This is a genomic window from Magnetospirillum fulvum (assembly GCF_900108475.1).
Lineage (GTDB): Bacteria > Pseudomonadota > Alphaproteobacteria > Rhodospirillales > Magnetospirillaceae > Phaeospirillum > Phaeospirillum fulvum_A.
This window is the reverse complement of record NZ_FNWO01000001.1, coordinates 402,324-425,055: the sequence shown is the minus strand read 5'-3', so window position 1 is coordinate 425,055 and position 22,732 is coordinate 402,324. Positions and strand designations below refer to the sequence as shown.

Here is a 22,732-nt window from a genome sequence, read left to right as displayed (position 1 = left end):
CGGGCAAATCTGTTGCCGGGCAAGCGGAGAGGTTTGATCGCTCCCCGATAGCATAAGTGGCAAGATATTCGCCCGAATTTTGCGCCGGATCGCTTAGCCCTTGCTGGTGAGAATGTCGAAAATGGCGGCGTTGGCGGCGGGATCGAAAGTGTAGCCCGAGCTGTTCTGAGCCGCCAGCACCGCCGGCATCAATCCGGTCACCGGGTTGCTCACCTGTGCGGTGGTGGTGTCGGTTTTGGGCTTGGCCGCGATCCGGGTGACGTAATCGTTGACGAAGGTGTCGCCCATCTTGATCTGAACCGCGTAATTGAGGTCGGCCTTGGGGGCGACCGACGAATCGCGGGTGACCTTGAGGATATAGGTGTCGGCCTGGACCGTCAGCTCGCTGCTGAGGAGCGATTGGTAATTGTCGTACAGCTTGCCGCTCTTGCTGTCGCTGTCGGCGATCATCTGGCCGTTCTGGTTCATCAACTGAACGTGGATTGCCTTGTCCGACTGGGTGGTGAAGGCCAGTTTGCCCGAGGTCATCACCTTGAACTTCAAGTCCTGTTCGGTATCGGACGAGTTTATGTTGCTGACGACGTTGAGGCGGCTGTCGTTGCGCTTGACCCAGCCGATATCGGTCGCGGACTGGCGGGTCTGGCTTTCGGGATGATTGACGAGCTTCTGCCACGACTTGACCCCGCCCGGGGTGCTGGCGAGGAGAGCCGATGACGATGAACTGCTGACGCTGCTGTCGGCCATGATCGTAACCTCTTCTGAGGGCGTTCCGCCGATCGGTGTCTCCGCCGCTTCGGGCGCAATCCGACAAACCGATCTGGTGTTACTTTACGCCTTGTCGATGGACAAAACAACAATCTCCTGGCGGTCGATCGGGTGGCGGGCTACGCCATTGTCGATTGAAACGGAACCTGGGGCGCCGGGCCGGAATTGGAGGCGCTCTCGGTGCTGCCGGGGGGCGTCTCCATCAGACCGGCGGCGATGTTGCGGTTGATGTTGATCAGGGTTTCAAGAACCTTCACCTCGCCAGCGAAGGCGCGGGTGGAGGAATTGACGACATAGGAGGCGAGCGCCAGCACGTTGTTGCGAACCGGCTGGGGCAATTCGACCTGATTCTTTTCGATTTCCGAATAGAACAGCAGCCACAGCCGGTAATTGAGCCGAACCGCTTCGTACAAGGCGTCGGGGTCTTTCGAGGCCATCGCATCGTTCAAGGCCATCGCGCATCGGGTCAGGGCGCGCGCCTCGACCGCCCGGCCGGTCGACATGTCCCGCTGGGTCTGGTCGTATGCGTTGACGGTCATTTCGGTGTCTCCTCAGCAGCTTCGCCCATCAATTCCCGCTCGATGTCGACCAAGGCATGGCAGGCCATCAAAGCGTCGTAATAGCGCTCGACCAGGATCAGTTCCCCGATGTCGGTGATGGGGCCGGTGAGAATGGGCCATGCCGCCACCGCCTCTCGTGCGATCTGATGGTACAGGTCGAACAAAATCGGTTTGTCATCGGCAAGATAGATGCTTTGAGTTAAGAAATATAACCGTCGGACCGGGGTTGTGGCGTCCTTTTCGCGCATGATGCGCTTTTCGCGCAGCACGTTCTCGCTGCCGCTGACGATCAGAACGCAACGGCCGCTGCCGCCGTTCTGAACCTTGGCCTTGCCGATCAAAATGGATTCGCCTTGCGCCAGGTTAATCTTGAGCGACATCGTTTCCTCTGGAAGTGACCGAGTGTAACTGCAAAACGCCCGCCGTGTTTTGGCCATCCGGCATGTCGGTCCCGACGCGGACGGACGGAACAGAGCGGCGAGACTGATCCCTTATCGGACCAAAGCCGAATTTATAAGCCATATCGATTCCCCCGTCATGCCCGGATCAGCGCTCGCGGAAGGCTTCGTGGCGCAGTTTCAGCACCGGCTTGACCAGATATTCCAGCACCGTCCGGGTTCCGGTATGAATTTCGACCGTCGCCTGCATGCCGGGGCTGATGATCCGCTTCGCCGTCTCGTCGCCGATATAGGCGCGGTCGGTCTGCACCACCACCCGATAAAACGGCTGGGCGTTGGGGGTCTGGGGAACCGTGGTGTCGGGCGCGACCAGGATCACATCGCCCTCCAGCCCGCCATAGGTGGTGAAATCGTAGGCGCTGATCTTGACGGTGGCGCGCTGGCCGGTCTGGACATAGCCGCGATCCATCGGGCTCAGTTTGGCCTCGATCTGCAACCGTTCGCGCAGCGGCACCAGTTCCATGATCGGGTCGCCCGGTTTGACCACCCCGCCGATCGTGTTGGCGCGCAGATTCTTGACGATACCGTCGATCGGGCTCAGCACGACGGTGCGGCGCTGCTGGTCGGTCGCCTGCGACAGTAATTCGGTGGTGCGGGCGACGTTCAGTTCGGCTTCGGCCAGTTCGCTTTGGACGGTGCGTTGAAAGCGGCTCTGCTCCTCTTCGATCCGGCTGCGCGCTTCCTGTTGGGCGGCCTGGGCGCGGGGGATCGACGAGCGCACCGTTTCAAGCTGTCCCTTCAACTCCTCGGTCTGGGATTCGATCTGGACATGCTCCATCCGCGAGGCCAGACCCGACTTCATCAGATCGCGCGACATATCTAGCCGCTCCTGCGCCAGCCGCAGACTGGTGACCAGCGCCCGCTGGCGGGATTCGTATTCCTGAACCTCCAGCCCTTTTTGCCGCATCTGGTCTTGCATCACCGAGACGGTCGCCCGCAGGGTCTGGCGTCGGGCCTCGAACGAGCGGCGCTCGGAGTCGGCCAGTTGGGGACGGCGGCGGGCCTCGGCCTCGGGGAAGACGATCGGCTGGCCGCTCTGTTCGGCCTGCAACCGCGCCCGCTGGAGCAGATAGCCGTCGAGGCGGACGACAAGCTCCTCGCGATTGACCGAACTGACCGGCAAATCAATCTGGATCAGCGGCGTCCCCTCGGTCACCTCGGCCCCCTCGGTGACGTGAATGTCGCGGATCGTGCCGCCTTCAAGATGCTGGATCACCTTGACCTTGCCCTCGGGCACCACTTCGCCCTCGGCAATCGCGACCTCGTCAAGCCGGGCCAGCGCCGCCCACAGCAGGAACACCAGGGTCAGCGTCATCGCGATCCGGGCCAGCGGACGCCAGGTCGGCAGCGGATAGGTTTCGGCCAGCCGGTACAGCCGGTGACCGGTGTCCGCTGTCGATCCGAGAGGCGGCTCGGGGTGGGCCAGCGGCGGCAGAACCCAGGCCACCGCGCCCCGGACCAGCCGGGCGGGCAGGGCCAGAGCCCCCCTGGGCCGCTCTTCGGGGGGGCAGCTTTCCGGGGCGAACAGCCAGCGGAGCCCGGCCCAGGCGCGGCGCAGCGCCGAGAGGATGTGGCGTCCCGGCGATTGCGCCAGGGCGGGCGGCGGTGCGGATTCGCTCATGTCGCGCCTCCGACGCTGATGTGCAGCCCGGCGGGGGAGGGGGCCGGACGCGGCCCGAACAGCCGGTTCAGGGTTTCGGCGGCAGGACCGGCGGCGGTGATCGCGCCCTTGTCCAGCACCACGACGTCGCGACAGATTGGCAACAGCACCGGGCTATGGGTGACGATCACCACGGTCCGGCTCTGGCCCAGTTCGGCCAGGGTGGCGCGAAGCTCTTCCTCGGCCTGACGGTCGAGGCTGGCCGAGGGCTCGTCGAGCAGCAGCACCGGCGGATCGCCGATCAGGGCGCGGGCGATCGCGATCCGCTGACGCTGACCCGCCGACAGCCGCGACCCCGCCTCGCCGATCGGGGTGGCATAGCCGTCGGGCAGATCGACAATGTAATGGTGAACCCCGGCGGTGCGGGCGGCGGCCAGGATCGCTTCGTCGTCGCAGCCCGGCGCGCCATAGGCGATGTTGTCGCGGATGGTGGCGTTGAACAGCACGCATTCCTGCGGCACATAGCCGATCCACCCCGCCAGTTCGGTGCGGGTGAATTGGGCGATGTCGGCGCCGTCGAGCAGAACCCGCCCCTCGGCCGGGGGATAGAGGCCGAGCAGAATCTTCAACAAAGTGGTCTTGCCGCTGCCGTTGCGGCCGAGGATCGCGGTCAGTCCGCCAGGGCGAATCTCCAGCCGTTCGATCCGGGCGGCGGGTGGCGATGCCGGATCGTAGGCGAAGGTGACGTTTTCCAGCACGATCCGACCGGTCGGGCGTTCGCGCCGCAGCCCGCTATCGCGCCGTTCCTCGCTCTCGGCGAAGACGTCGCCCAGCCGATCGACCGACTGGCGAAACGAGGAAAATCCCTTCCACGCGCCCACCAATTGGTTGATCGGACCGTACAATCGCCCCGACAGCATGTTGCAGGCGATCAGCGCCCCCATGCTGAGTTCGTGGTCGATGATGAAAAGCGCGCCGACGGTGGTCAGCGCGACGCTGCCCAGCATCGTCAGGGTCTGGCCCAGATTGACAAAGCCGTCGGCGGTGGCGCCGCGCCGGATCGATTGTTCGATCGCGTCGGCCTGCCGCTCTTCCCACAGCGGCCGCAGCGCGCCGTCGAGCGCGACCGCCTTGACCGTGGCGCGACCAGCGATGATCTCGGCGATCAGGGCGTCGCGACCGGTCTGGACGTTCTTTTCCTTGCCGGTGGCCTCGGAGACGCTGCGGCCCGAGGCCCAGGCCAGCAGCGCGAAGGCGGCCAGCAGCACCACGAACACCAACGCCAGCGGGCGGCCAATGACGAAAATCACCCCCAGGAAGATGAAGACGAAGGGCAGATCGGTCAGCAGGATCGCGGTCGCGCCCGACACGGTGTTGCGGATGGTATCGACATCGCGAAACAGGGTCTGCCAGAACGAGGCCGGGCGGCTTTCCAGGCTCCGCAGCGGCAAATGGGTCATCTTGTCGAACAGTCGGGTACCGACATCGACATCGATCCGCAGCGCCATCGTCTGCATGATCCGCCCGCGCGAGGTGCGGATGACCCAGTCGAACCCCAACAGCAGGGCGACGCCGATGGTCAGTCCCTGCAAGGTCGCCAGCCCGTTATGGCCGATCACCCGGTCATAAACCTGCATCACGAAGATCGGCACGGCCAGCGCCATCAGATTGATGAACAGCGAGGCGATCAGCAATTCCCGCATCACCGATCGCAGCGGTTCCAGAATTGGTTTCAGCCAGTTTTCACGGTCGTCGCTCATCTTGGCGATTTGGCCTCGGCTCCGGACGGGATGCAAACGGAAAGTGCAGAGGCCCCGGACCGACCCGGTGACGGCAGGGGCGGTGGAAACGATAAAAATCGCACCAATTTCGTTGTTGTCGGGACTCGACGAAGCCTGTCTGGCAAGCTATCTGTAATTGATGAAAACGTGCGCCGCCCTTCGCCATGTCGCCTTCGAGGATCTCGGTTCGTTCGAGCCGTATCTTCGCCGGGCCGGATTCGACATCGCCTATCACGAGGCAGGTTACGACGATTTGTCCGGGTTCGATCCGCTCGCTCCCGACCTGCTGGTGGTGTTGGGCGGACCGATCGGGGCCTATGACGACGCGATCTATCCGTTCCTGCGCGACGAGTTGCGGTTGGTCGAGGCCCGGCTGGCCTCGGGCCGTCCGCTGATCGGCCTCTGTCTCGGGGCCCAGTTGATGGCCCGGGCCTTGGGGGCCAGCGTCCATCCCAATCCGGCCGGGCGCGAGATCGGCTGGTCTCCCTTGTCGTTGACTGACGCCGGGATGGCCTCGCCGCTCTGCGAATTGGCCGGGATCGACGTGCTGCACTGGCATGGCGACACCTTCGATCTGCCCGCTGGCGCGGCGGCGCTGGCCTCGACCGCGATCACCCCCAATCAGGCGTTCCTGCACGGTGGTGCGGCGCTGGGGCTGCAATTCCATGTCGAGGGGACGGCGCGGGGGCTGGAACGCTGGTTTATCGGCCATGCCGCCGAAATCGGTCAGGCCGGTCTGTCGGTGCCCGACCTGCGCGCTGCCACCGCCCGCCATGCCGCCGCGCTGGAGCAGCAGGGAACCCGTCTTCTCGGCCGGTTCCTCGACGGGGTTCGACTTTTGGCCTAGTCCTACCTGTTCAGTGTGATCGAACCATTGTATGATCGGTGAGGATCGGAGGGGCAATAACCTTGGACCAGATGCTCAACGAGGACGACGTCAAGCGACTGCTGTCGAACCCTGACGGGGAGACGCGGATCGAGATCGCAGGCAAAATCGCGTCCCAGCATCAGGGGCTGAGCAGCGACGAGCGCAAGGTGGCCGAGGACATCTTTCGCCTGATGGTCCACGACGCCGAGGTGCGGGTGCGCGAAGCGCTGGTCCGTCAACTCAAGGACAATCCCACCGTCCCCCACGACGTCGCCCTGGCGCTGGCCAGCGATGTCGATGACGTCTCGCTGCCGATGCTGCAATTCTCCGAAGTGCTGACCGATGACGATCTGATCGAGATCATCCACAGTCAGGGCGCGGAAGGGAAACAGGTCGCGGTTGCCGGTCGTCAGACCGTCTCCTCCACCCTCGCCGACGCTTTGATCGAAACCGGCAACGAGACCGCCGTCGCCACCCTGGTTTCGAACGAAGGGGCCGATCTCAACGAGCACACCCTGTCCCATGTCGTCGATCGTTATGGCGAAAGCGAAAGCGTCGGCAAATCGCTGGTCGAGCGTAAATCGCTGCCGGTTTCGGTCGCCGAGCGGCTGCTGACCCAGGTTTCCGAGCATTTGCGCCAGCATCTTCTCGCCCGCCGCGACCTGTCGCCCGAGGCGGTCGCCACCGTGATGATCCAGGCGCGCGAACTGGCGGTGCTGGGGCTGTCCAACTCGGAATCCAATGCCGCGCCGCTGGTCGATCACCTTTATCAGGTCGGGCGGCTGACGCCGTCGATCATCCTGCGCGCCGTCAGCATGGGCGACATGCCGTTCTTCGAACTGGCGCTGGCCAAGCTGGCCCGGATCAAGGTCGAGAATTGTCGCACCCTGATCCACGACGCCGGCAAGCGCGGGTTCGAGGCTCTGTTCGAGAAAGCCGGTCTGCCCCGGCCGTTTTTTGCCGCGATGCGGGCTGCTGTCGATGTTTCCTATGAAATGGAGTATGACGGCGGTCCACATGATCGCGAGAGGTTTTCACGCCGGATGATTGAGCGGATTTTGACCCAGTATGGCGACCTTGGCGTCGAGTTCGAAAATGACGATCTGGAATATCTGCTGGCCAAGCTGAACCGTCTCCCCGCCTCCGTGAAGGGCTCGTGACGTTTGGGTCGCGGCTGACGAGGAACGATGGGATGGCTACTGCCACTGTAACTGCGCCCAAGAAACCCGATCCCGATGTGCGGAATCGTCGGGATATCATCACCACCATCAAGGGACCGATTACCGAGCGTCTCACCAGCCTGATCCCGGCGCTGGCGAGCTTTCCCGATCCCTATGCCTCGGTGCTGGCGACGCCGGAATTGCTCCATGCCTGCATGCAGCTGATTCGCACGAGACGCGAGCATTTTCAGGACTTCCTGGTCGATGCGACGGGCGCTCCGGTGACCGAGGACGACCGTCCGCTCCGCTGCGAGCGCAGCCTGGACCAGATCATCAGCATGGTGGTGCGTTCCGGGGCCAAGGCATATGGAATCAAGCGTTTCGTTCCCACCGAGGCCCCGAAGACCCCGGTCAAGACCGAGCCGAAGACCCTGCTGGAGAAACTGACCAATCTGGTCTCGGGCAAGTGGAGCGAGGCCGAAATCCCCAAGCCGCAGCCGACCCAGGCCGACCAGTTTTACAACGCGATCAAGGATTACCTCGATTACGACTGGCAGGTGCCTTTGATCCCCTATTTTGCCGAACTGCCGGTCAAGCTGATCCGCGAATTAGGGCGCGGACTGACCACGCTGCGCACCCCCGAAGGCATCGCCGCGCTGGCCGATATCGGCCGTCACAGCATGGATCAAGCCAAGCGGATCATGTCCGATGCGATGATGCGCGAAATGCTCGATACCCAACCGCTGGCGGCGAAGGGGATCGCCTTCCTTGGCAAGGAGCGCTACGACTTTCTCCATGGTGCCGTCTACGACAAGATGGGCGAGAAGTTCTGGGAAATGTGCGTCGATTGCGACCGTCTCGAAGCGATGGAGGTCCAGAACGCCAAGGATCTCGAGCAGATGGCCAGCCATCTGCACATCCTGTCGGCCGATTCGATCAATCAGATCATCCGCTTCCTGCAATTTTCGCAGATTCCGATCTTCCTCGAGGTCGGAACCGAGAAATTGGGCGAAGAGAAGTTCACCGAAATCTTCGGGACTCCCGGCAATAAGAAGCTGACCAAGATGTTTTGCGAGAAGATCTCGGTCGCCAAGCTCGAACTTGAGGATCCCGATACCGACCTGCGGCGCAAGCTGCCCGACATCTTCACCGCCTATCTGCGCGCCCCGGTCGATTTCGAACGCGGTCTGTGATCGGACCGGGCGGGTCGGGCGACGTGGTCAGTCCTTTTTGGGGGCGGGGACCGTTTTCGGCTTCCACGAGACGACGCTGACCGGCTTGCCCGATTGCGAGCGCATCACGCGCGGCCGCACCACCTGCTCCAGCGGATCGACCCGCGAGCCCGCCTTTCGCGTCGCCGCCTCGGCGGTATAGAACGCCACCATCTCGGCGAAAGTGATTTCGACGTTGATCCCCTTGGCCATCGCCAGCGCTACCGGGGGATGGTCGGCGACCTTGGCGGTCAGCTTGTCGGCCGACAGAACCCCGAACCGCCGCCAGATGCTATCGAGGAAATGCGACGCCTGCGCCGACAGCGGATGCGGCTCGATCATGTGCGGTCGGCCATAGGCGAAGAGGTGGAACACCGTCGGCTCGACCGGGCCGAACGAATCCGTCACGAAGGTCGCGGGCATCAGCTTGCGACCGTCATAGGCCACCGCGTAATAGGCCTGGGCGAGATAGAGCAGGCGGTGCAGCTTCTGCGGCTGGATATATTCGCGGTCGTTCAACGCCAGATCGGACAGGCGGAACACGACGTCGAGACAGGATTTCACCGCGATGGTCATGGCTTGGGGGGACTCCGCAACCGGGGCCAGATCATAGCCCCAGCCCCGGCCCGGAGGGAAGGCTCCGCCGCCCTTTCTACGAATCCTCTTTCTTGCCCGGCCAGACCAGCGAGGCGAGGATGCCAACCGCCAGGGTGCCCAGCACGATCATCAGGCTGACATTCGGCTCGATATGGACGAAGTCCCAGCCGAAGGTGTGTTCGCCCGCCTGGACGGTCAGCTTGAAGGCGATGAAGAACAGCAGCGCGATCACTGCCTTTTCAAGGTGGACGAGGTACTGGGTCAAAGCGGCAAGGATGAAATACAGCGAGCGCAGGCCAAGCACCGCGAAGATCATCGCCGCATAGACCAGCAGCGGTTCCTGGGTCACCGCGATCACGGCGGGAACCGAATCGAAGGCGAACATCACGTCGGAGGTCTCGATCGCCACCAGACACAGAAACGCGGGCGTCGCGAACACCGCCGCATCCTTCGCCAGTTTCAGCGAAGGATCGGCCTTGGCCAGATCGTTGACGATGGCGCGGGTGACGAAGAACCGTTCGGCCTGGAGGCGGGGGAAGATCGGCATCACCGACTGGGTTATCTTCACCGCCCAATGGTCTGAATAATCAGCGATTTCCTCGGCGTCATGGCGGGCTGTCAGCATCTTGACCCCGGACCAGGCCACGATCGCGGCGAACAGGAAGCCGACCCAGGGGGCAAGGCTGAACAATCCGGTACCGATTCCGACAAACAGGGCGCGGAACACCAAGGCCCCGACGATGCCCCAATAGAGGATGCGGTGCTGAAGCGCGCCCCGGATGCCGAACGAGGCAAAGATCGCCATGAAGACCATCAGATTGTCGATCGACAGCGATTTTTCGAGGGCGACACCCGCCAGGTAAAGGTCGGCCCATTGCTTGTCGAAGCGGACCCACAAATAGGCGTAAAAGCCGAGCGCCAGACTGACCCAGAATCCCGACCACAGGCTGGCATCGAGGATCGAAATCTCTTTTTTCCGCCGATGGGCGAACAAATCGATGAACAGCGAAAAGGCGATCACCGAAAAAAAGATCAGGATCGTTTCGAGCGGAAAGCCGAAATGGGCCATAAGGGAGTCAATCCTTGAATCGGCGGCGACGGACGGGCGGGGAGAGGTGAAGGCGGCACTTTATCAGAGCGGAGTCTGGTCTACAATATGGCCGCGTTCATAGCGGTGTTTACTTATAAGTTGAACCGTAAGGCGGTGGAGCAACATTAGCAATTCGCCCAAGGTGCGGTTTGTGCGAGTCGCTTTGGTCCAACTTGATCCGGCGCGGCTGCGCTCCCATCTGAGCTTTGCTGTCCCATCGCCGAAAGGAAGGCCTTATGCGAGTCGCCGCCAGCCTGCGCCAGAAGATCGAACAGAACCTTGCCCCGACCCGGCTCGATATCCGAGACGAATCCGCCCGTCATGCCGGCCACGGCACGCATGCGGGCGAAGAATCCCATTTCGCCCTGGTGGTGGTGTCCGACGCCTTTACCGGCAAAAGCCGGGTCGAGCGGCATCGCATCGTCCACACCCTGCTGGCCGAGGAATTGAGCGTCGGCGGGGTCCATGCCCTGGCCCTGACCGCGCTGACGCCGCAGGAAGACCGCGCCGCCTAAGCTATTTCACCTTGACGTCCATCAGCTCGATATTGCGCCGGGCGGTGTCGGCGGCGGGGCCTTCGGGGGCGATTTCGATCGCCCGCATCCAGTCGGCTCGCGCCCCCGCCTCGTTGCCCCCGCCCCGGCGGATCATGCCCCGTTCGAGCAGCGCGTCGGGATAGGCCGGGTCCAACTCCAGGGCGCGGGTGATATCCTTTTCCGCCTCGGCGGAATGGTCGAGCAGGCGCTGGGCGCTGGCGCGCAGGGTCAAGGCCTCGACCCGGTTGGGCTGGGCCTTCAGCAATCCGGTCAGCAGACCGACCACTTCGGCATGGTGGCCCTGACTGGCGAGCAGAACCGCCTTGTCGAGGATCAGGTCTGGCTGGCCCGGCACCAGCCCCAGCGCGGTATCGAGATCGGCCAGCGCCCGTTCCGGCTGGGTCGCCAGCATCCAGGCCTGCGCCGCCTGGGCCAGCATTTCGGCGCGCAGGCTTTCCTCGCGGCGGCTCTGCTGGGCCAGGGCTTCGAGCCGCTTGGCCCCCTCTTCGTACTTGCCCTGTCCGATCAGCGCCAGGGCGGCGCAATGGCGGGCGGGTTCGCCGCCGCCCAGCGATTGCCAGGCGATCGCCTCCTCCCAGCCCTCGTCGGGCTTGGATTGGGCCAGGGACAGGCAGGCGCGGTATTCGCGCTGCGGCTCGATGATTTCGGCCCGCGCGGCGCATGGCAGCAACAGCAGGGGCAGAACAAGGGCGATGGCGGGACGGGTCATGAGGCGGTAGTGTCGTCAAAAGCGTGGGCGATGCAAGGGAGGCCAGCGGGATGGACGAGAAATTTTTCGTGTTCGGCCTGGGCTATTCCGGCAAGGCAGTCGCCCGCGCTCTGCTCGCGCGCGGTTGGAGCGTCGCCGGAACCACCCGGTCGGGCCGGGCCGACGATCTGGAAGGGGTCGAGACCTTTGCTTTCGACCGCGACCGTCCGCTTCCCGCAGGCGCGCTGGAGGGCGTCACCGCGATCCTATCGACGGTGCCGCCCGATCCCGCCGGAGACCCGGTCGTCGCGGTGATGGCGGCGCACATGCAGGCGGTGCGCCCGCGCTGGGTCGGCTATCTATCGACCACCGGGCTGTATGGCGACCATAACGGCGGCTGGGTCGATGAGACCACGCCGCCCGATCCGACTCAGGAGCGCTCGCGTCGTCGTCTTGAGGCCGAGCAGGCGTGGCGGGCGACCGGTTTACCGCTGCATCTGTTCCGTCTCGCCGGAATCTATGGGCCGGGGCGGTCGGCGATCGAGCAGGTGCTGGCGGGGACGGCGCGGCGGATCAACAAACCCGGCCAGATGTTCAGCCGCATCCATGTCGAGGATATCGCCCGTTCGGTGCTGACCTCGCTCGACCGTCCCGCGCCGGGGACGATCTACAATCTGTGCGACGACGATCCCGCTCCGCCGCAAGACGTGATCCTGTACGCCTGTGCCCTGTTGGGGGTCGAACCGCCGCCCGAGATCGGCTGGGATGAGGCGCGGGCGACCCTGTCGCCGATGGCGCTGGGATTTTATGCCGACAACAAGCGGGTGTCGAACCGGCGGATGCGCGAGGAATTGGGGGTCGATCTAGCCTATCCCAGCTATCGCGACGGGTTGGCGGCGATCGCGAAACGTCAGCGGGGCGGCGATCAGCCCGGCTGAGCCTCAGGCGAATCCTCCAGGCTCAGCGCCATTCGCACCAGCGCCGACAGGCTGTCGGCCTCCATTTTTTCCATCACCCGGGCGCGGTGAATCTCGACGGTGCGAACGCTGATCGTCAGATCGGCGGCGATTGCCTTGTTCGGCATTCCGCGCACCACCCGTTCCATCACCTCGCCTTCGCGTGGGGTCAGGGTGCGGAAGCGGGCTTCGATCTCGTCGCGGCGACAGCGCTGGCGGAAGCTGCGTTCGCCCCGGTCCAGCGCCTCGCGGGTGCTGCGCAGGAAGGTCTCGTCGTCGAACGGCTTCTCGATGAAGTCGGCGGCCCCTTCCTTTAATGCCTCGACCGCCATCGCGACGTCGGCATGGCCGGAGATGACGATCAGCGGCAGGTCGAGGCGGCGCTGGTTCAGCAGACGCAGCAGGTCGAGCCCGCTCATCCCCGGCATTCGCACGTCGGCGACGACGCAACCGGGACTGTCCAGCGCCGCTTCGGCCAGAAAGGTTTCTGCGTCAGCATAGGCCGCCGGGGCGAGATCGGCCGCTTCCAGCAGCATCGACAGCGAGTCGCGCACTGCCGGATCGTCGTCAACGATATGAACCAGCGGCCGAGTCATGTCTGTCCTCCTGTCGAAGTCGGTGCGGCCACCGGCAAGGTGAAGCGGAACGCGCAGCCGCCGGGACCGTTGCCAGCCAACCATAATCGGCCGCCATGGGCTTCGATGATAGTACGGCAGATCGCCAGTCCCAAGCCCATGCCTGCGGCCTTGGTGGTGGAAAAGGGCTGGAACAGTCGCGCCACCAGATCGTGATCGAGGCCGGGGCCGCTATCGGCGACCTCGACCGTTACCGTTCCCGGCTCGGCTGGGCGGGCAAAGACGGTGACCAGACGGCGGGGGCCGAGGGCTGGTTCCATCGCCTCTATCGCGTTGCGCAGCAGGTTGAGCAGCACCTGCTGGACCTGGACGGCATCGACCAGAACCAGAGGCAAGGCGCGGTCCAGCACCGCTTCGACCTTGATGCCGCCGCGCTGGCAATCGGGTTCCAGCAGCGCCAGCGAATCCCGCACCAGCGCGGGCAGCGATTGCGGCTGGCGGTTCAGTTCGCCCCGGCCGATGAATTCACGCAGGGTGCGGATGATCATTCCCGCCCGCTCGGCCTGGGTGGCGGCTCCGTTCATCGCCGCACGCAGCTTGGCCGGATCGCCGCCGGGGGAATCGAGCAGACGTTGCGCCGCCCGCGAATAGGTCAGCGCCGCCGACAGCGGCTGGTTCAGTTCGTGGGCCAGCGCCGCCGCCATCTCTCCCGCCAGCGACAGCCGGGCGCAGCGGTCAAGCTGGTCCTGCCGTCGCCGCAGGGTGTCCTCGACCGAGCGCCGCTCGGTCACCGCCACGCCCAGGAACAGGGTGGAGAGAGTCAAAACCAGCATCCGGAACTGATAGGCGGTGACGGCGTCGGCATCCTTGACCACCATCACGAAGGCCGCGACCATCCCGATTTGCAACACGATGTTGATCACCACCGCGCCGCGGACGCCGAACCGGGCCGCCGCCCAGATCGAGGGCAGCACCAGCAGATCGTACAATTGCCATTCGGCGGCGGCGGGCAGACGGAACAGCAGCCACAGCATCGCCAGCGCCACCGCGCCCTGAATCGCCGCCTCGATCATCGCGGCGCGGCTGGGCAGCGGCAAAGGCGGACGCATCACCAGCAGCAGCGGCGTCACCACCATTGCCCCGATCATGTCGCCGATCCAGGCCCGCGTCAGCACCTGGGTCACTTCGCCGTCTTGCGACCAGGGGGCGAGCCAGAAGGCGGCCGCATCGCCTGCGGCGGTGGCGAGCGAGGCTGCTGCCGCCACGACGATCAACAGGAACAGGTCGCGCTGACCGGCCAGACGAAGATTGGCGAAGCGGCGCAGCACTAGGGCGGCCAGTCCCCAGCTGATCCCCAGCGTCAGCGCCGGAAGCAGCACCGCCACGAGCGGAAGCTGACCGCCGAAGCGGAACAAGGAGGAGGCGATCTCGCCCGCCACCACCACCGGCAGTAGCGGCGGACCGCCCAGCAGCAGCGCGGCGAAGGCCAGCCCGACCGAAGGATCGAGCGGTTCAATCCCGATCAGAACCTGCCCCTGCCCGTATTCGATCCATTCGATCGCGATATAGCCGATCAACAGAGCGGTTAAAGCCAGTCCCTGGTGGCGCAACCGGGTCATGAGAGAGAGCGCTTTGGCGCGGCCAGGGTCTGGGCCAGTTCAACCGCGGTCTTGACCCCCATTTTCTCGAACAACCGGGCGCGATGGACCTCGACAGTCCGCATCGTGATACCGAGTTCGTCGGCGATCACCTTGTTGAGCTTGCCCGCCAGCACCCGCTCCATCACCTGACGCTCGCGCAGGGTCAGGGTATCGAGTCGGGCGGCAAGACAGGCCCCGGCGGCATCGACTTCGCGTTGCTGGTCGGCCCATTCCAGCGCCTCGATAACACGATCGACCAGATCGTTGTTATTAAACGGTTTTTCGACAAAATCGCGGGCGCCTTTCTTGACCGCCGCGACCGCCATCGGCACGTCGCCATGGCCGGTCAGGAAGATCACCGGCATCCCGGCGCCGGTTTCGCGCAGGCGGTCGAACAACTCGATCCCGGTCATTCCGTCCATCCGGATATCGAGCACGACGCAGCCATAAAGGCCGGGGTGCCAGTGCGCCAGGAACGCTTCGGCCGAGGCGAAGGTCTCGGCCGCGACACCGCGCGACTGGAACAGCCAGGACAAGGCGTCGCGGATCGCCTCGTCATCATCGACGATGAACACCACCGATCCGGTCATCTGGCTAATCCTCCTTGGTCGGCAAGGTGAACAGGAAGACGCTACCCCCGCCGGGATTGGGTTCATACCATAACCGTCCCCGGTGCCATTCGACGATCGAGCGGCAGATGTTCAATCCCATCCCCATCCCTTCCTCCTTGGTCGAGAAAAAGGGCGTGAACAGACCGCTGGCCATTTCCGGAGTGATCCCGCTGCCGCGATCGGCGACCCGCACCACCGCTTGACCCTCGACGGTTCGGATCGAGATGTCGATTTCGCGGTGAAACCAAGGACTTGCGCTCATTGCCTCAATCGCGTTGCGAGCTAGGTTCAACACCACCTGCTCGATCAGAATGCGGTCGGCATCGACCCAGGGATCGGTCGGGTCGGGGGTGACCGTCACCCGGATGCCGTGCTTGCGGGCGTCGGCCTCGACAAAGCCGATTGCGCCGTCGATCACTCGGTTGATCGCGCAGGGCGCGACCGAGGGTTTGCTCTTGCGCACGAAATCGTGAATGCGGCGGATGATCTGTCCGGCGCGCTGAGCCTGGTTGCCCAGCTTGGTCAGCGGAGCCTCCAGTTCCTCGGCGCGGACATTGCCGGATTCCAGCCGGTTGAGGCAGCCGGCGGCATAGCTGGCGATCGCTGACAGCGGCTGATTCAACTCGTGGGCCAGGGTCGAGGCCATTTCCCCCATCGTGATCAGGCGGGCGGTGCGTTGCAGCTTTTCCTGCTGTTGGCGCGACAGATCCTCGGCCCGCTCGCGTTCGGTGATGTCGAGAACAGAGGCCATCCAGCCGGAATGGCGTCCCTCGCTGTCGATCAGCGGCGCCTCGTAGACCAGCGCCTTGAACCGCTGGCCCGACTTGCGGCACAGGGTCAGTTCGAATCCTTCCGGCGGGGCGTCGCCGCGCAGCACGGCGCGAAACATCGAATAGCAATTCTCGGCTTCCTCGGGGGCCCAATAGACCATCGGCGGCACCGAGCCGATCAGGTCCGATGCGTCCCAGCCGACCATCCGGCAGAAGGCGGAATTGACATAGGTCACCCGTCCGTCAAGGTCGCGCGCCCGCATCCCGACGGTCAGCGAATCCTCCATCGCCTTGCGGAAGGCGTGCTCGGCCCGCAGGGCCTGTTCGGCCTCGAGCCGCCGCCGCATGTGGCGGCGCAGCATCCACAGGCTGAGAATCGCCGTCAGCGCCAGACCGAAGATCGCCGCCGCCAGCAGATTGCGGACCAGATCGTTTTCCTTCCGATAGGCGGTGACGACGATCGACAACCCCTTGCCCGGCGGCTCGAATCGAACCTGATGGCTGAGACCGGGTTCGGCCACATCGACCTGCGACTTCGTCGCCAGCACCATGCCGTCGCCATCGACGATCTCCAGCCGGTATTGCTGGGCGAACCACCACGGCACCTGTTCCGACAGCAATTCGTCGAGCGAGACCGTCGCGACCAGCATGCCGACGAACTGTCCCTGCCGGAACACCGGAACGTAGACGTCGAAAGCGACGCCCAACTCGCCGCCCAGCCAGAACGGCGCGCCATAGACCGGCTGTCCCAGCGAACGGGCCAGAATGAACCCGGTGTGCCAGTCCGGCGCGATTTCGGTTTCAGGCAGAGGATCGGCGGGCGGGGCGGCCCGCAGCACCTTTTCCCCGGCATCGCGCAAGGTGATCCGGCGCAGATCGGGGCTGGAGGCGATCAGGGTGGCGGTTTCGGCGTAGAACACCTCCGAGGTCAGTCCCTCGCGCCCCAGCCGGTTGGCCAGCCGGGTCAGGGATTCGGCGTTGGTGGCAAGGTGGAAGTGGAGATCCTGCTCGACCCACAGCACGTCCTGGATCAAAGATTGCTCGCGGTTTTCGACCTCGTTGCGGTGGAGCAGCCAGAGCAGGATGCCAAGCAACAGCACCACCAGCGCCATCGCCAGAATCGGCAACGCGCCGCGCCATTCCGAGGCCAATCGCATCAAACCACCATCCCTGTTCGTTCCCGCTGGGGAGCCGACTGTCACCATCCCGATACGCTCAAGGGCAAAATGGTATAGAGTGAACGCAAAAATCGATACAAAATGATCGGGAAGGCTCGGCGATGAAATATTCGATCCCGCGATTCACCTTGCTGTCCTGCCTGCTTGCCGTCGTTCTGGCCGTGCTGACGCTTGCGTCGCCGCTGGCTTTGGCGGAGCCGAAACCGATCGTCATCAAGTTCAGCCACGTTGTCGCCCCCGACGCGCCGAAGGGCAAGGCCGCCGCCTATTTCAAGTCGCTGGCCGAGGACCGGACCAAAGGGCGGGTGGTGGTCGAAATCTATCCCAACAGCCAGCTCTATAAAGACAAGGAAGAGATGGAGGCGCTTCAGTTGGGTGCCGTCCAGATGCTTGCTCCCTCGCTGGCGAAGTTCGGTCCGCTGGGGGTCAAGGAATTCGAGATTTTCGACCTGCCCTATATCTTTCCCTCCAAGGACGTGTTGCGTGCCGTCACCGAGGGTCCGATCGGACGCGCCCTGCTGAAAAAGCTCGAACCGAAGGGCATCATCGGCCTGTCCTATTGGGACAACGGCTTCAAGATCATGAGCGCCAACCGGCCGCTGCGGACGCCCGAGGATTTTCGCGGCCTCAAGATGCGGATTCAATCCTCGAAAGTGATCGACGCCCAGTTCCGGGCCTTGGGGGCGCTCCCCCAGGTGATGGCCTTTTCCGAGGTCTATCAGGCGCTGTTGACCGGCGTCGTCGATGGGACCGAGAACCCACCGTCCAACATGCTGACCCAGAAGATGGAGGAGGTGCAGAAATTCGCCACCATCTCCAATCACGGCTATCTGGGCTATGCCGTGATCGTCAACCGCAAATTCTGGAGCGGCCTGCCCGACGATATCCGCGAGACGCTGGAAGACGCGATGATCGAGACGACCCGATACGCCAACGCGATTGCCCAGTCCGAGAACGACGTCGCGCTGGAGGCGATCAAGGCGTCCGGCATGGTCGAAATCTATACCCTGACCCCCGCCGATCTCGTGGTCTGGCGCAAGGCCCTGCTGCCGGTGCATCACGAGATGGAGGGGCGGGTCGGCAAGGAGTTGCTCGACAGCTTCTACGCTGAAGCGGCAAAATTCGGCTTCAAGAACTGATCTCGCCCCCCACCGCCCGACAGAGCTGGTCCCCGTCGATGTCGTTTCGAATCCTGATGGTTCTGCTGATGCTGTTGCCAATCCTCTCCGTTCAGGCCTGCTCTTCGCCGCCACCACCGGTGATCGCCTCGGATCATCCCCTGGCCGGGCGGATCTGGCAGCCCCGGACCGGGCGGTTCCTCACTGTTTCGGACCTGGAAGCGCTGCTTGGTTCGGCTCAGGTGGTGGTGCTGGGCGAAACCCACGACAACCCCGATCATCATGCAGGTCAGGCTTGGGCGGTCCGTGCTCTGGTCGCTGCCGGGAAAAAGCCGCAGGTGGCGTTCGAGATGATCGACCGCGACCGGCAGGCCGATCTCGATGAAGCTGTCCACGATCTCGACGGCTTGGGCGAGGCCCTGCGCTGGAACGAGCGGGGGTGGCCCGATTGGCAGATGTATCGCCCGATCGCCGAGGCGGCGCTGGCGGCGGGGGGAACCCTGTCCGCCGCCAATCTGCCCGCCGATCTGACCCGTCAGATCGCCCGCCGCGCCGAACCGGCCGAACAGGCGGCGCGGTTGGGGCTCGATACCCCGCTGCCCGAGGCGTTCGCCGCCGCGCTGGCCGACGAAATCCGTTCCAGCCATTGCAACATGATGCCGGACAGCGCGATTCCGGCGATGGTGCGGGTCCAGCGCGCCCGCGATGCCGAGATGGCCGCGACCGTTGCCGCTTTGGCCCAGCGTCCCGGCACCGGTCCGGTGGTGCTGATCGCCGGGGCCGGGCATGCCCGCACCGATCGCGGCGTGCCGGAGCGGCTGCGTCAGATCGCGCCGAGCCTCAACGTGTTTTCGCTCGGTCTGATCGAAATAGAGGCGGCAGTCACCGATCCCGCCGCCGAGAGCCCGCCGTTCGACGCGGTGTGGTTCACCGGCCGGGCCGAGCGGGAAGACCCCTGCGCCCAGTTGATGCGGCACATGAAGAAAAAGTCCGATGCGGCGGGGAAATAGGCGGGGCATCCCGGACGGAAGGCCCCGGCCTTTCGGAACGCTCTATCCCGCTGTCGCCGCTTTCAGCACCGCAGCGGCATGGCCGGGGACCTTGACCTTGCGCCATTCCGCCTTCAGCGTCCCATCGGGGCCGATCAGGAAGGTCGAGCGTTCGATCCCGAAATAGGTGCGGCCGTACATGCTTTTCTCTTTCCACACCGCATAGGCTTCGGTGACCGCGCCGGTTGAATCCGAACCCAGGCGGAACGGCAACTCGTGCTTGGTGCGGAACTTGACGTGGCTGGCGACCGAATCCCGCGACACCCCCAGGATATCAATCCCGGCGGCCTGGAAATCGGCGAAGGCATCGCGGAACGATTTGGCCTCGGTGGTGCAGCCCGACGTGTCGTCCTTGGGATAGAAATACAGCACCAGGGTGCGACCGGCATAATCGGCCAGCGTGACCGGACCGTCTTCGGTTTCGAGGGCGAAAGCGGGGGCGGGTTGGCCAAGAGGGGTGGTCGTCATGATCGGGCTTCCTTACGAGGGGGGACGAAGGCGGCGGGCGGGCTCGTCCACCAGCCGGGTGAACACCTCGAACGCGGCCTGGGCGCAATCGTCCATCCGATCGACGAGGCTTTTGAAATCGCCCAGCCCGGCAGCGCGGGCCAGCAAATCCTTTAACCCGCGCGAGGCGGTGCGTTCGTCAAAGCCGCCGGGCAGGGTCTGGCGCAGCACCGTCTGCACCGCTGACCATAGCGCCAGCGCCTCGTCCAGAATCGCCGCGTCGCCCAGCCCGAGCAGACCGGCGGCGCGGGCGCGCGACAGCGCCTCGGCGGTGTTGGGCGACAAGATGGCGGGATAATCGGCTCCGTGCGCCAATTGCAGGGTTTGGGCGATGAATTCGATATCGACCAGCCCGCCGCGGCGATGCTTGACCTCCCAGCCGCTGACGGCTTTGTGTTCGTTGGCGATCCGCTCGCGCATTTCGGCGACGTCGGTTACCAGCCGGTCGGGGTCGCGCCGTTTGGTCAAGGTCTCGCGCAGCACCGCTTCGACCCGGTCGGCCAGAGCGGGATCGCCCGCGACCACCCGCGCCCGCGTCAGCGCCATATGCTCCCAGGTCCACGCCGCTTCGGTCTGATAGCGGGCAAAGGCTTCCAGGCTCGAGGCGATCGGGCCAGAATGGCCCGACGGCCGCAGTCGCATATCGACCTCGTACAAGGTGCCTTCGCCGGTCTTCGCGGTCAGGGCGTTGACCATCCGTTGGGTCAGCCGGGCGAACCAGGTCGCCACCGCCAGCGGACGGGTACCGTCGGATTCCTCGGATTCGGGGGGCGCGTCATAGATCAGGATCAGGTCGAGGTCCGAGGTCGCCGACATCTCGCGTCCGCCCGCCTTGCCCATCGCCAGAATGACCCAGGCCCCGCCCGGCACCCGGCCATGGGTGCGGGCGAATTCATCCTCGACCCGGGGCGCGAGGCGGTCGATCACCGCCTCGGCGATGTCGGACAAGGCGCGGGCGGCCTCGGCCGGGCTGATCACCGCGCGCAGGGTCAGCACGCCGACCTGGAATTTGCGGTCGTTGGCCCAGCGCCGCACCACGTCGAGCACCTGCTGGAAATCGTCGGCCTGTTCCAGCGCGCGGTCGAGTTCGCCGATCAGGCTGTCGAGGCCGGGCGGCGGGGCGAAGAACCCGGCCTGCAACACCGAATCCAGCAGCGAGGGGTGGCGGGCGAGGTGGGCCGACAGCAACGGCGCGTCGCCCATGATCTCGGCCACCAGTTCGAGCAGGGTCGGATTGGCGTGGAACAACGAGAACAGCGGTACTCCGGCGGGCAGGCCGCCCAGAAACTCGTCGAAGCGGAGGAAGGCGTCGTCGGGGGCGGCGGTGTTGGCCAGCGCCTCCAGCAGCGTCGGGGTCAGTTCGGTCAGCAATTCGCGGGCGCGGGTCGAGCGGGTGGCGCGGACCCGGCCATGGTGCCAGCCGCGCAGGGTCGAACACACCGCGTCGGCGTTGGTAAAGCCCATCGAATTGAGGGTACGGACTGTCTCGGGATCGTTGTCGCCGCCGGTGAAGACCAGATCGCCATGGGCGGACAAGGCCGGGGCGTCCTCGAACAGATGAGCGTAATGGCCCTCGACGGTTTGCAGCCGCACCGTCAGGGCGGCGGCGAACTCATCGAAATCGGCATGGCCCATGAACGCGGCGATGCCGTCGAGCAGGGCCGGATCGGTCGGCAGGGTCTGGGTCTGCTTGTCGTCGATCATCTGAAGCCGGTGTTCGAGGCGGCGCAGATAGCGATAGGCTTCGGTCAGCGATTGGGCGACCTCGTCGCCGACATGCCCGGCTTGGGCCAGCGCCGCCAGCGTCTCCACCGTGCGGGACAGCCGCAATTCGGGCTGACGCCCGCCCCAGATCAATTGCTGGGTCTGGGCGAAAAACTCGATCTCGCGGATGCCGCCGCGCCCCAGTTTGACGTTGTGACCGGCGACGGCAATGGTGCGGCTGCCGCGATGGGCGTTGATCTGGCGCTTGATCGAGTGGATATCGGCGATCGCGGCGAAATCGAGCGATTTGCGCCAGATGAATGGGCGGAGGAATTTCAGGAACGCGGTCCCGGTCTCGACATCGCCCGCGACTTGGCGCGCCTTGATCATCGCGGCGCGTTCCCAATTCTGTCCGAAGCTTTCGTAATAGGTTTCGGCGGCGGCCAGCGACACCGCCGCCGGGGTCGAACTGGGGTCGGGGCGCAGGCGCAGATCGGTGCGGAAGACATAGCCGTCGGCGGTGCGCTCGTCGAGCACTCGGACCAGATCGCGGGTCAGCGCCACCACGCATTCCTGGACGCTTTTGCGGCCGGTATAGGTCAACAGGTCGGGATCGTAGAGGACGATCAGGTCGATATCGCTGGAGTAATTGAGCTCGAACGCGCCCAGTTTGCCCATCCCCAGGATGACGATCCCCGATCCGACCGAGGGACAGGTCGGGTCGGCAAGGCTGAGATCGCCCCGTTCGCCGGCGCGGCGCAGCAAGGCGTCAAGCGCCAGCGCGATCGCGGCATCGGCCAGTCGCGACAAAGCGCGGGTGACCTGCTCCAGGCTCCAGGCTCCGGCGAGATCGGCCAGACCGGCCAGCAGGGCTCCCTGCCGCTTCGCCACCCGCAGCACCCGCATCAGCCGGACCTGATCGCTTTCGGCGGCAAGATCGGTGGCCAGTCCGTCCAGCAACGCCTCCAGCGTCGCGTCAGGCCCGAAATCGAGCAGCCGGGCCAGGAAGGCCGGTTCGGTCTCGAGGCAATGGGTCAGGAACGGGCTGTTGCCGAACACGGCGCGCAGCAGCGGCCCAATGTCGCGATCGTCGGGCAGGGCGCGCATCCGTGCGGCCAAGGCGGGATCGTCGATGCAGGCGGCGGCTTCGGCCCAGCGGGCCAGCCCCAATTCGATGCGGGACGTATCTGCAACACGGGGAAGCAAAGACGGAATTGCGGGAAATCGCACCTTGTGCCACCTCGGTTGTTATGGTTGCTTGCAACACTGCGGAATGCTTGACCAGGGGT

The 22,732-nt window shown here is 64.8% G+C and carries 21 protein-coding genes; 7 read left to right on the top strand and 14 right to left on the bottom strand.

What is annotated here, in order from left to right:
• Positions 1-93: 93 nt before the first annotated feature.
• The 5 genes from BLW40_RS01855 to BLW40_RS01835 all read right to left on the bottom strand — a co-directional run bounded on the left by BLW40_RS01855 (position 94) and on the right by BLW40_RS01835 (position 5,143).
• Complete coding sequence (locus tag BLW40_RS01855) at positions 94-744, bottom strand: hypothetical protein (protein WP_074764911.1); 651 nt, start codon at positions 742-744, stop codon at positions 94-96.
• 140 nt (positions 745-884) lie between these two features.
• Positions 885-1,304, bottom strand: a complete 420-nt coding sequence (locus tag BLW40_RS01850; RefSeq protein WP_074764909.1) for a flagellar biosynthesis regulator FlaF — start codon at positions 1,302-1,304, stop codon at positions 885-887.
• A complete protein-coding gene (locus tag BLW40_RS01845; protein ID WP_074764907.1) occupies positions 1,301-1,705 on the bottom strand; it encodes a flagellar biosynthesis repressor FlbT in 405 nt (134 codons plus the stop codon). The genes BLW40_RS01850 and BLW40_RS01845 overlap by 4 nt, the downstream gene beginning before the upstream one ends.
• A gap of 166 nt (positions 1,706-1,871) precedes the next feature.
• Positions 1,872-3,404, bottom strand: coding sequence for an HlyD family type I secretion periplasmic adaptor subunit (locus BLW40_RS01840; protein WP_083386576.1), 1,533 nt, complete (start codon positions 3,402-3,404; stop codon positions 1,872-1,874).
• Positions 3,401-5,143: a peptidase domain-containing ABC transporter gene (locus BLW40_RS01835; RefSeq protein ID WP_074764905.1), complete on the bottom strand. Its 1,743-nt coding sequence runs from the start codon at positions 5,141-5,143 to the stop codon at positions 3,401-3,403. The genes BLW40_RS01840 and BLW40_RS01835 overlap by 4 nt, the downstream gene beginning before the upstream one ends.
• Positions 5,144-5,303: 160 nt before the next feature.
• Here BLW40_RS01835 and BLW40_RS01830 point away from each other — a divergent pair, with 160 nt between their 5' ends.
• The 3 genes from BLW40_RS01830 (at position 5,304) to BLW40_RS01820 (ending at position 8,385) form a co-directional block, all read left to right on the top strand.
• Positions 5,304-6,011, top strand: coding sequence for a glutamine amidotransferase (locus BLW40_RS01830; RefSeq protein ID WP_074764903.1), 708 nt, complete (start codon positions 5,304-5,306; stop codon positions 6,009-6,011).
• 62 nt (positions 6,012-6,073) lie between these two features.
• Positions 6,074-7,192 (top strand): SpbR family protein, encoded by a 1,119-nt coding sequence (gene spbR / locus BLW40_RS01825; protein ID WP_083386575.1) that lies wholly within the window; start codon positions 6,074-6,076, stop codon positions 7,190-7,192.
• Between the two features lie 32 nt (positions 7,193-7,224).
• Positions 7,225-8,385, top strand: coding sequence for a hypothetical protein (locus BLW40_RS01820; RefSeq protein WP_074764901.1), 1,161 nt, complete (start codon positions 7,225-7,227; stop codon positions 8,383-8,385).
• A 27-nt stretch (positions 8,386-8,412) separates the two neighbouring features.
• Here the strand turns inward: BLW40_RS01820 and BLW40_RS01815 are convergent, their stop codons facing one another.
• Positions 8,413-8,979 (bottom strand): Panacea domain-containing protein, encoded by a 567-nt coding sequence (locus BLW40_RS01815; RefSeq protein WP_074764899.1) that lies wholly within the window; start codon positions 8,977-8,979, stop codon positions 8,413-8,415.
• A gap of 76 nt (positions 8,980-9,055) precedes the next feature.
• Positions 9,056-10,069: a TerC/Alx family metal homeostasis membrane protein gene (locus tag BLW40_RS01810; RefSeq protein ID WP_074764897.1), complete on the bottom strand. Its 1,014-nt coding sequence runs from the start codon at positions 10,067-10,069 to the stop codon at positions 9,056-9,058.
• Positions 10,070-10,326: 257 nt separating this feature from the next.
• Between BLW40_RS01810 and BLW40_RS01805 the strand changes: the two genes are divergently transcribed.
• Entirely contained in the window at positions 10,327-10,605 is a 279-nt protein-coding gene (locus tag BLW40_RS01805; protein ID WP_074764895.1) for a BolA family protein, read from the top strand.
• A 1-nt stretch (position 10,606) separates the two neighbouring features.
• On the opposite strand, the gene BLW40_RS01800 is transcribed toward BLW40_RS01805, so the two are convergent.
• Positions 10,607-11,356 (bottom strand): tetratricopeptide repeat protein, encoded by a 750-nt coding sequence (locus BLW40_RS01800; RefSeq protein WP_074764893.1) that lies wholly within the window; start codon positions 11,354-11,356, stop codon positions 10,607-10,609.
• Between the two features lie 50 nt (positions 11,357-11,406).
• Here BLW40_RS01800 and BLW40_RS01795 point away from each other — a divergent pair, with 50 nt between their 5' ends.
• On the top strand, positions 11,407-12,273 hold the full coding sequence (locus tag BLW40_RS01795; RefSeq protein ID WP_074764891.1) for an SDR family oxidoreductase: 867 nt from the start codon (positions 11,407-11,409) through the stop codon (positions 12,271-12,273).
• Here BLW40_RS01795 and BLW40_RS01790 read toward each other — a convergent pair.
• The 4 genes from BLW40_RS01790 to BLW40_RS01775 are packed head-to-tail and all read right to left on the bottom strand — an operon-like array spanning position 12,261 to position 17,044.
• Positions 12,261-12,887 (bottom strand): response regulator transcription factor, encoded by a 627-nt coding sequence (locus BLW40_RS01790; protein WP_074764889.1) that lies wholly within the window; start codon positions 12,885-12,887, stop codon positions 12,261-12,263. The genes BLW40_RS01795 and BLW40_RS01790 overlap by 13 nt on opposite strands.
• Positions 12,884-14,485, bottom strand: a complete 1,602-nt coding sequence (locus BLW40_RS01785; RefSeq protein WP_074764887.1) for an ATP-binding protein — start codon at positions 14,483-14,485, stop codon at positions 12,884-12,886. Before BLW40_RS01785 ends, BLW40_RS01790 begins: the two co-directional genes overlap by 4 nt.
• Positions 14,482-15,096: a response regulator transcription factor gene (locus tag BLW40_RS01780; RefSeq protein WP_074764885.1), complete on the bottom strand. Its 615-nt coding sequence runs from the start codon at positions 15,094-15,096 to the stop codon at positions 14,482-14,484. The genes BLW40_RS01785 and BLW40_RS01780 overlap by 4 nt, the downstream gene beginning before the upstream one ends.
• 4 nt (positions 15,097-15,100) lie before the next feature.
• Positions 15,101-17,044 (bottom strand): PAS domain-containing sensor histidine kinase, encoded by a 1,944-nt coding sequence (locus BLW40_RS01775; protein WP_074764883.1) that lies wholly within the window; start codon positions 17,042-17,044, stop codon positions 15,101-15,103.
• A gap of 122 nt (positions 17,045-17,166) precedes the next feature.
• On the opposite strand from BLW40_RS01775, the gene BLW40_RS01770 reads away from it, so the two are divergent.
• Together BLW40_RS01770 and BLW40_RS01765 are read left to right on the top strand one after the other, a co-directional pair.
• Positions 17,167-18,204 (top strand): TRAP transporter substrate-binding protein, encoded by a 1,038-nt coding sequence (locus BLW40_RS01770; RefSeq protein WP_083386574.1) that lies wholly within the window; start codon positions 17,167-17,169, stop codon positions 18,202-18,204.
• Between the two features lie 38 nt (positions 18,205-18,242).
• Positions 18,243-19,193 (top strand): ChaN family lipoprotein, encoded by a 951-nt coding sequence (locus BLW40_RS01765; protein WP_074764881.1) that lies wholly within the window; start codon positions 18,243-18,245, stop codon positions 19,191-19,193.
• A gap of 42 nt (positions 19,194-19,235) precedes the next feature.
• Here the strand turns inward: BLW40_RS01765 and BLW40_RS01760 are convergent, their stop codons facing one another.
• The gene (locus BLW40_RS01760; protein WP_074764879.1) at positions 19,236-19,700 is read right to left on the bottom strand and encodes a peroxiredoxin; all 465 of its coding nucleotides are present in this window, start codon (positions 19,698-19,700) and stop codon (positions 19,236-19,238) included.
• 12 nt (positions 19,701-19,712) lie between these two features.
• A complete protein-coding gene (locus BLW40_RS01755; protein WP_074764877.1) occupies positions 19,713-22,673 on the bottom strand; it encodes a bifunctional [glutamine synthetase] adenylyltransferase/[glutamine synthetase]-adenylyl-L-tyrosine phosphorylase in 2,961 nt (986 codons plus the stop codon).
• Between the last annotated feature and the right edge of the window lie 59 nt (positions 22,674-22,732).

Bases quoted from the DNA above. Each gene is read 5' to 3' on its own strand.
- BLW40_RS01795 (WP_074764891.1), top strand. From the start codon at position 11,407: ATGGACGAGAAATTTTTCGTGTTCGGCCTGGGCTATTCCGGCAAGGCA.
- BLW40_RS01835 (WP_074764905.1), bottom strand. From the start codon at position 5,143: ATGAGCGACGACCGTGAAAACTGGCTGAAACCAATTCTGGAACCGCTG.
- BLW40_RS01850 (WP_074764909.1), bottom strand. From the start codon at position 1,304: ATGACCGTCAACGCATACGACCAGACCCAGCGGGACATGTCGACCGGC.
- BLW40_RS01820 (WP_074764901.1), top strand. From the start codon at position 7,225: ATGGCTACTGCCACTGTAACTGCGCCCAAGAAACCCGATCCCGATGTG.
- BLW40_RS01855 (WP_074764911.1), bottom strand. From the start codon at position 744: ATGGCCGACAGCAGCGTCAGCAGTTCATCGTCATCGGCTCTCCTCGCC.
- BLW40_RS01775 (WP_074764883.1), bottom strand. From the start codon at position 17,044: ATGCGATTGGCCTCGGAATGGCGCGGCGCGTTGCCGATTCTGGCGATG.
- BLW40_RS01790 (WP_074764889.1), bottom strand. From the start codon at position 12,887: ATGACTCGGCCGCTGGTTCATATCGTTGACGACGATCCGGCAGTGCGC.
- BLW40_RS01760 (WP_074764879.1), bottom strand. From the start codon at position 19,700: ATGACGACCACCCCTCTTGGCCAACCCGCCCCCGCTTTCGCCCTCGAA.
- BLW40_RS01805 (WP_074764895.1), top strand. From the start codon at position 10,327: ATGCGAGTCGCCGCCAGCCTGCGCCAGAAGATCGAACAGAACCTTGCC.
- BLW40_RS01810 (WP_074764897.1), bottom strand. From the start codon at position 10,069: ATGGCCCATTTCGGCTTTCCGCTCGAAACGATCCTGATCTTTTTTTCG.
- BLW40_RS01770 (WP_083386574.1), top strand. From the start codon at position 17,167: ATGAAATATTCGATCCCGCGATTCACCTTGCTGTCCTGCCTGCTTGCC.
- BLW40_RS01785 (WP_074764887.1), bottom strand. From the start codon at position 14,485: ATGACCCGGTTGCGCCACCAGGGACTGGCTTTAACCGCTCTGTTGATC.
- BLW40_RS01765 (WP_074764881.1), top strand. From the start codon at position 18,243: ATGTCGTTTCGAATCCTGATGGTTCTGCTGATGCTGTTGCCAATCCTC.
- BLW40_RS01840 (WP_083386576.1), bottom strand. From the start codon at position 3,404: ATGAGCGAATCCGCACCGCCGCCCGCCCTGGCGCAATCGCCGGGACGC.
- BLW40_RS01780 (WP_074764885.1), bottom strand. From the start codon at position 15,096: ATGACCGGATCGGTGGTGTTCATCGTCGATGATGACGAGGCGATCCGC.
- BLW40_RS01830 (WP_074764903.1), top strand. From the start codon at position 5,304: ATGAAAACGTGCGCCGCCCTTCGCCATGTCGCCTTCGAGGATCTCGGT.
- BLW40_RS01815 (WP_074764899.1), bottom strand. From the start codon at position 8,979: ATGACCATCGCGGTGAAATCCTGTCTCGACGTCGTGTTCCGCCTGTCC.
- BLW40_RS01800 (WP_074764893.1), bottom strand. From the start codon at position 11,356: ATGACCCGTCCCGCCATCGCCCTTGTTCTGCCCCTGCTGTTGCTGCCA.
- BLW40_RS01845 (WP_074764907.1), bottom strand. From the start codon at position 1,705: ATGTCGCTCAAGATTAACCTGGCGCAAGGCGAATCCATTTTGATCGGC.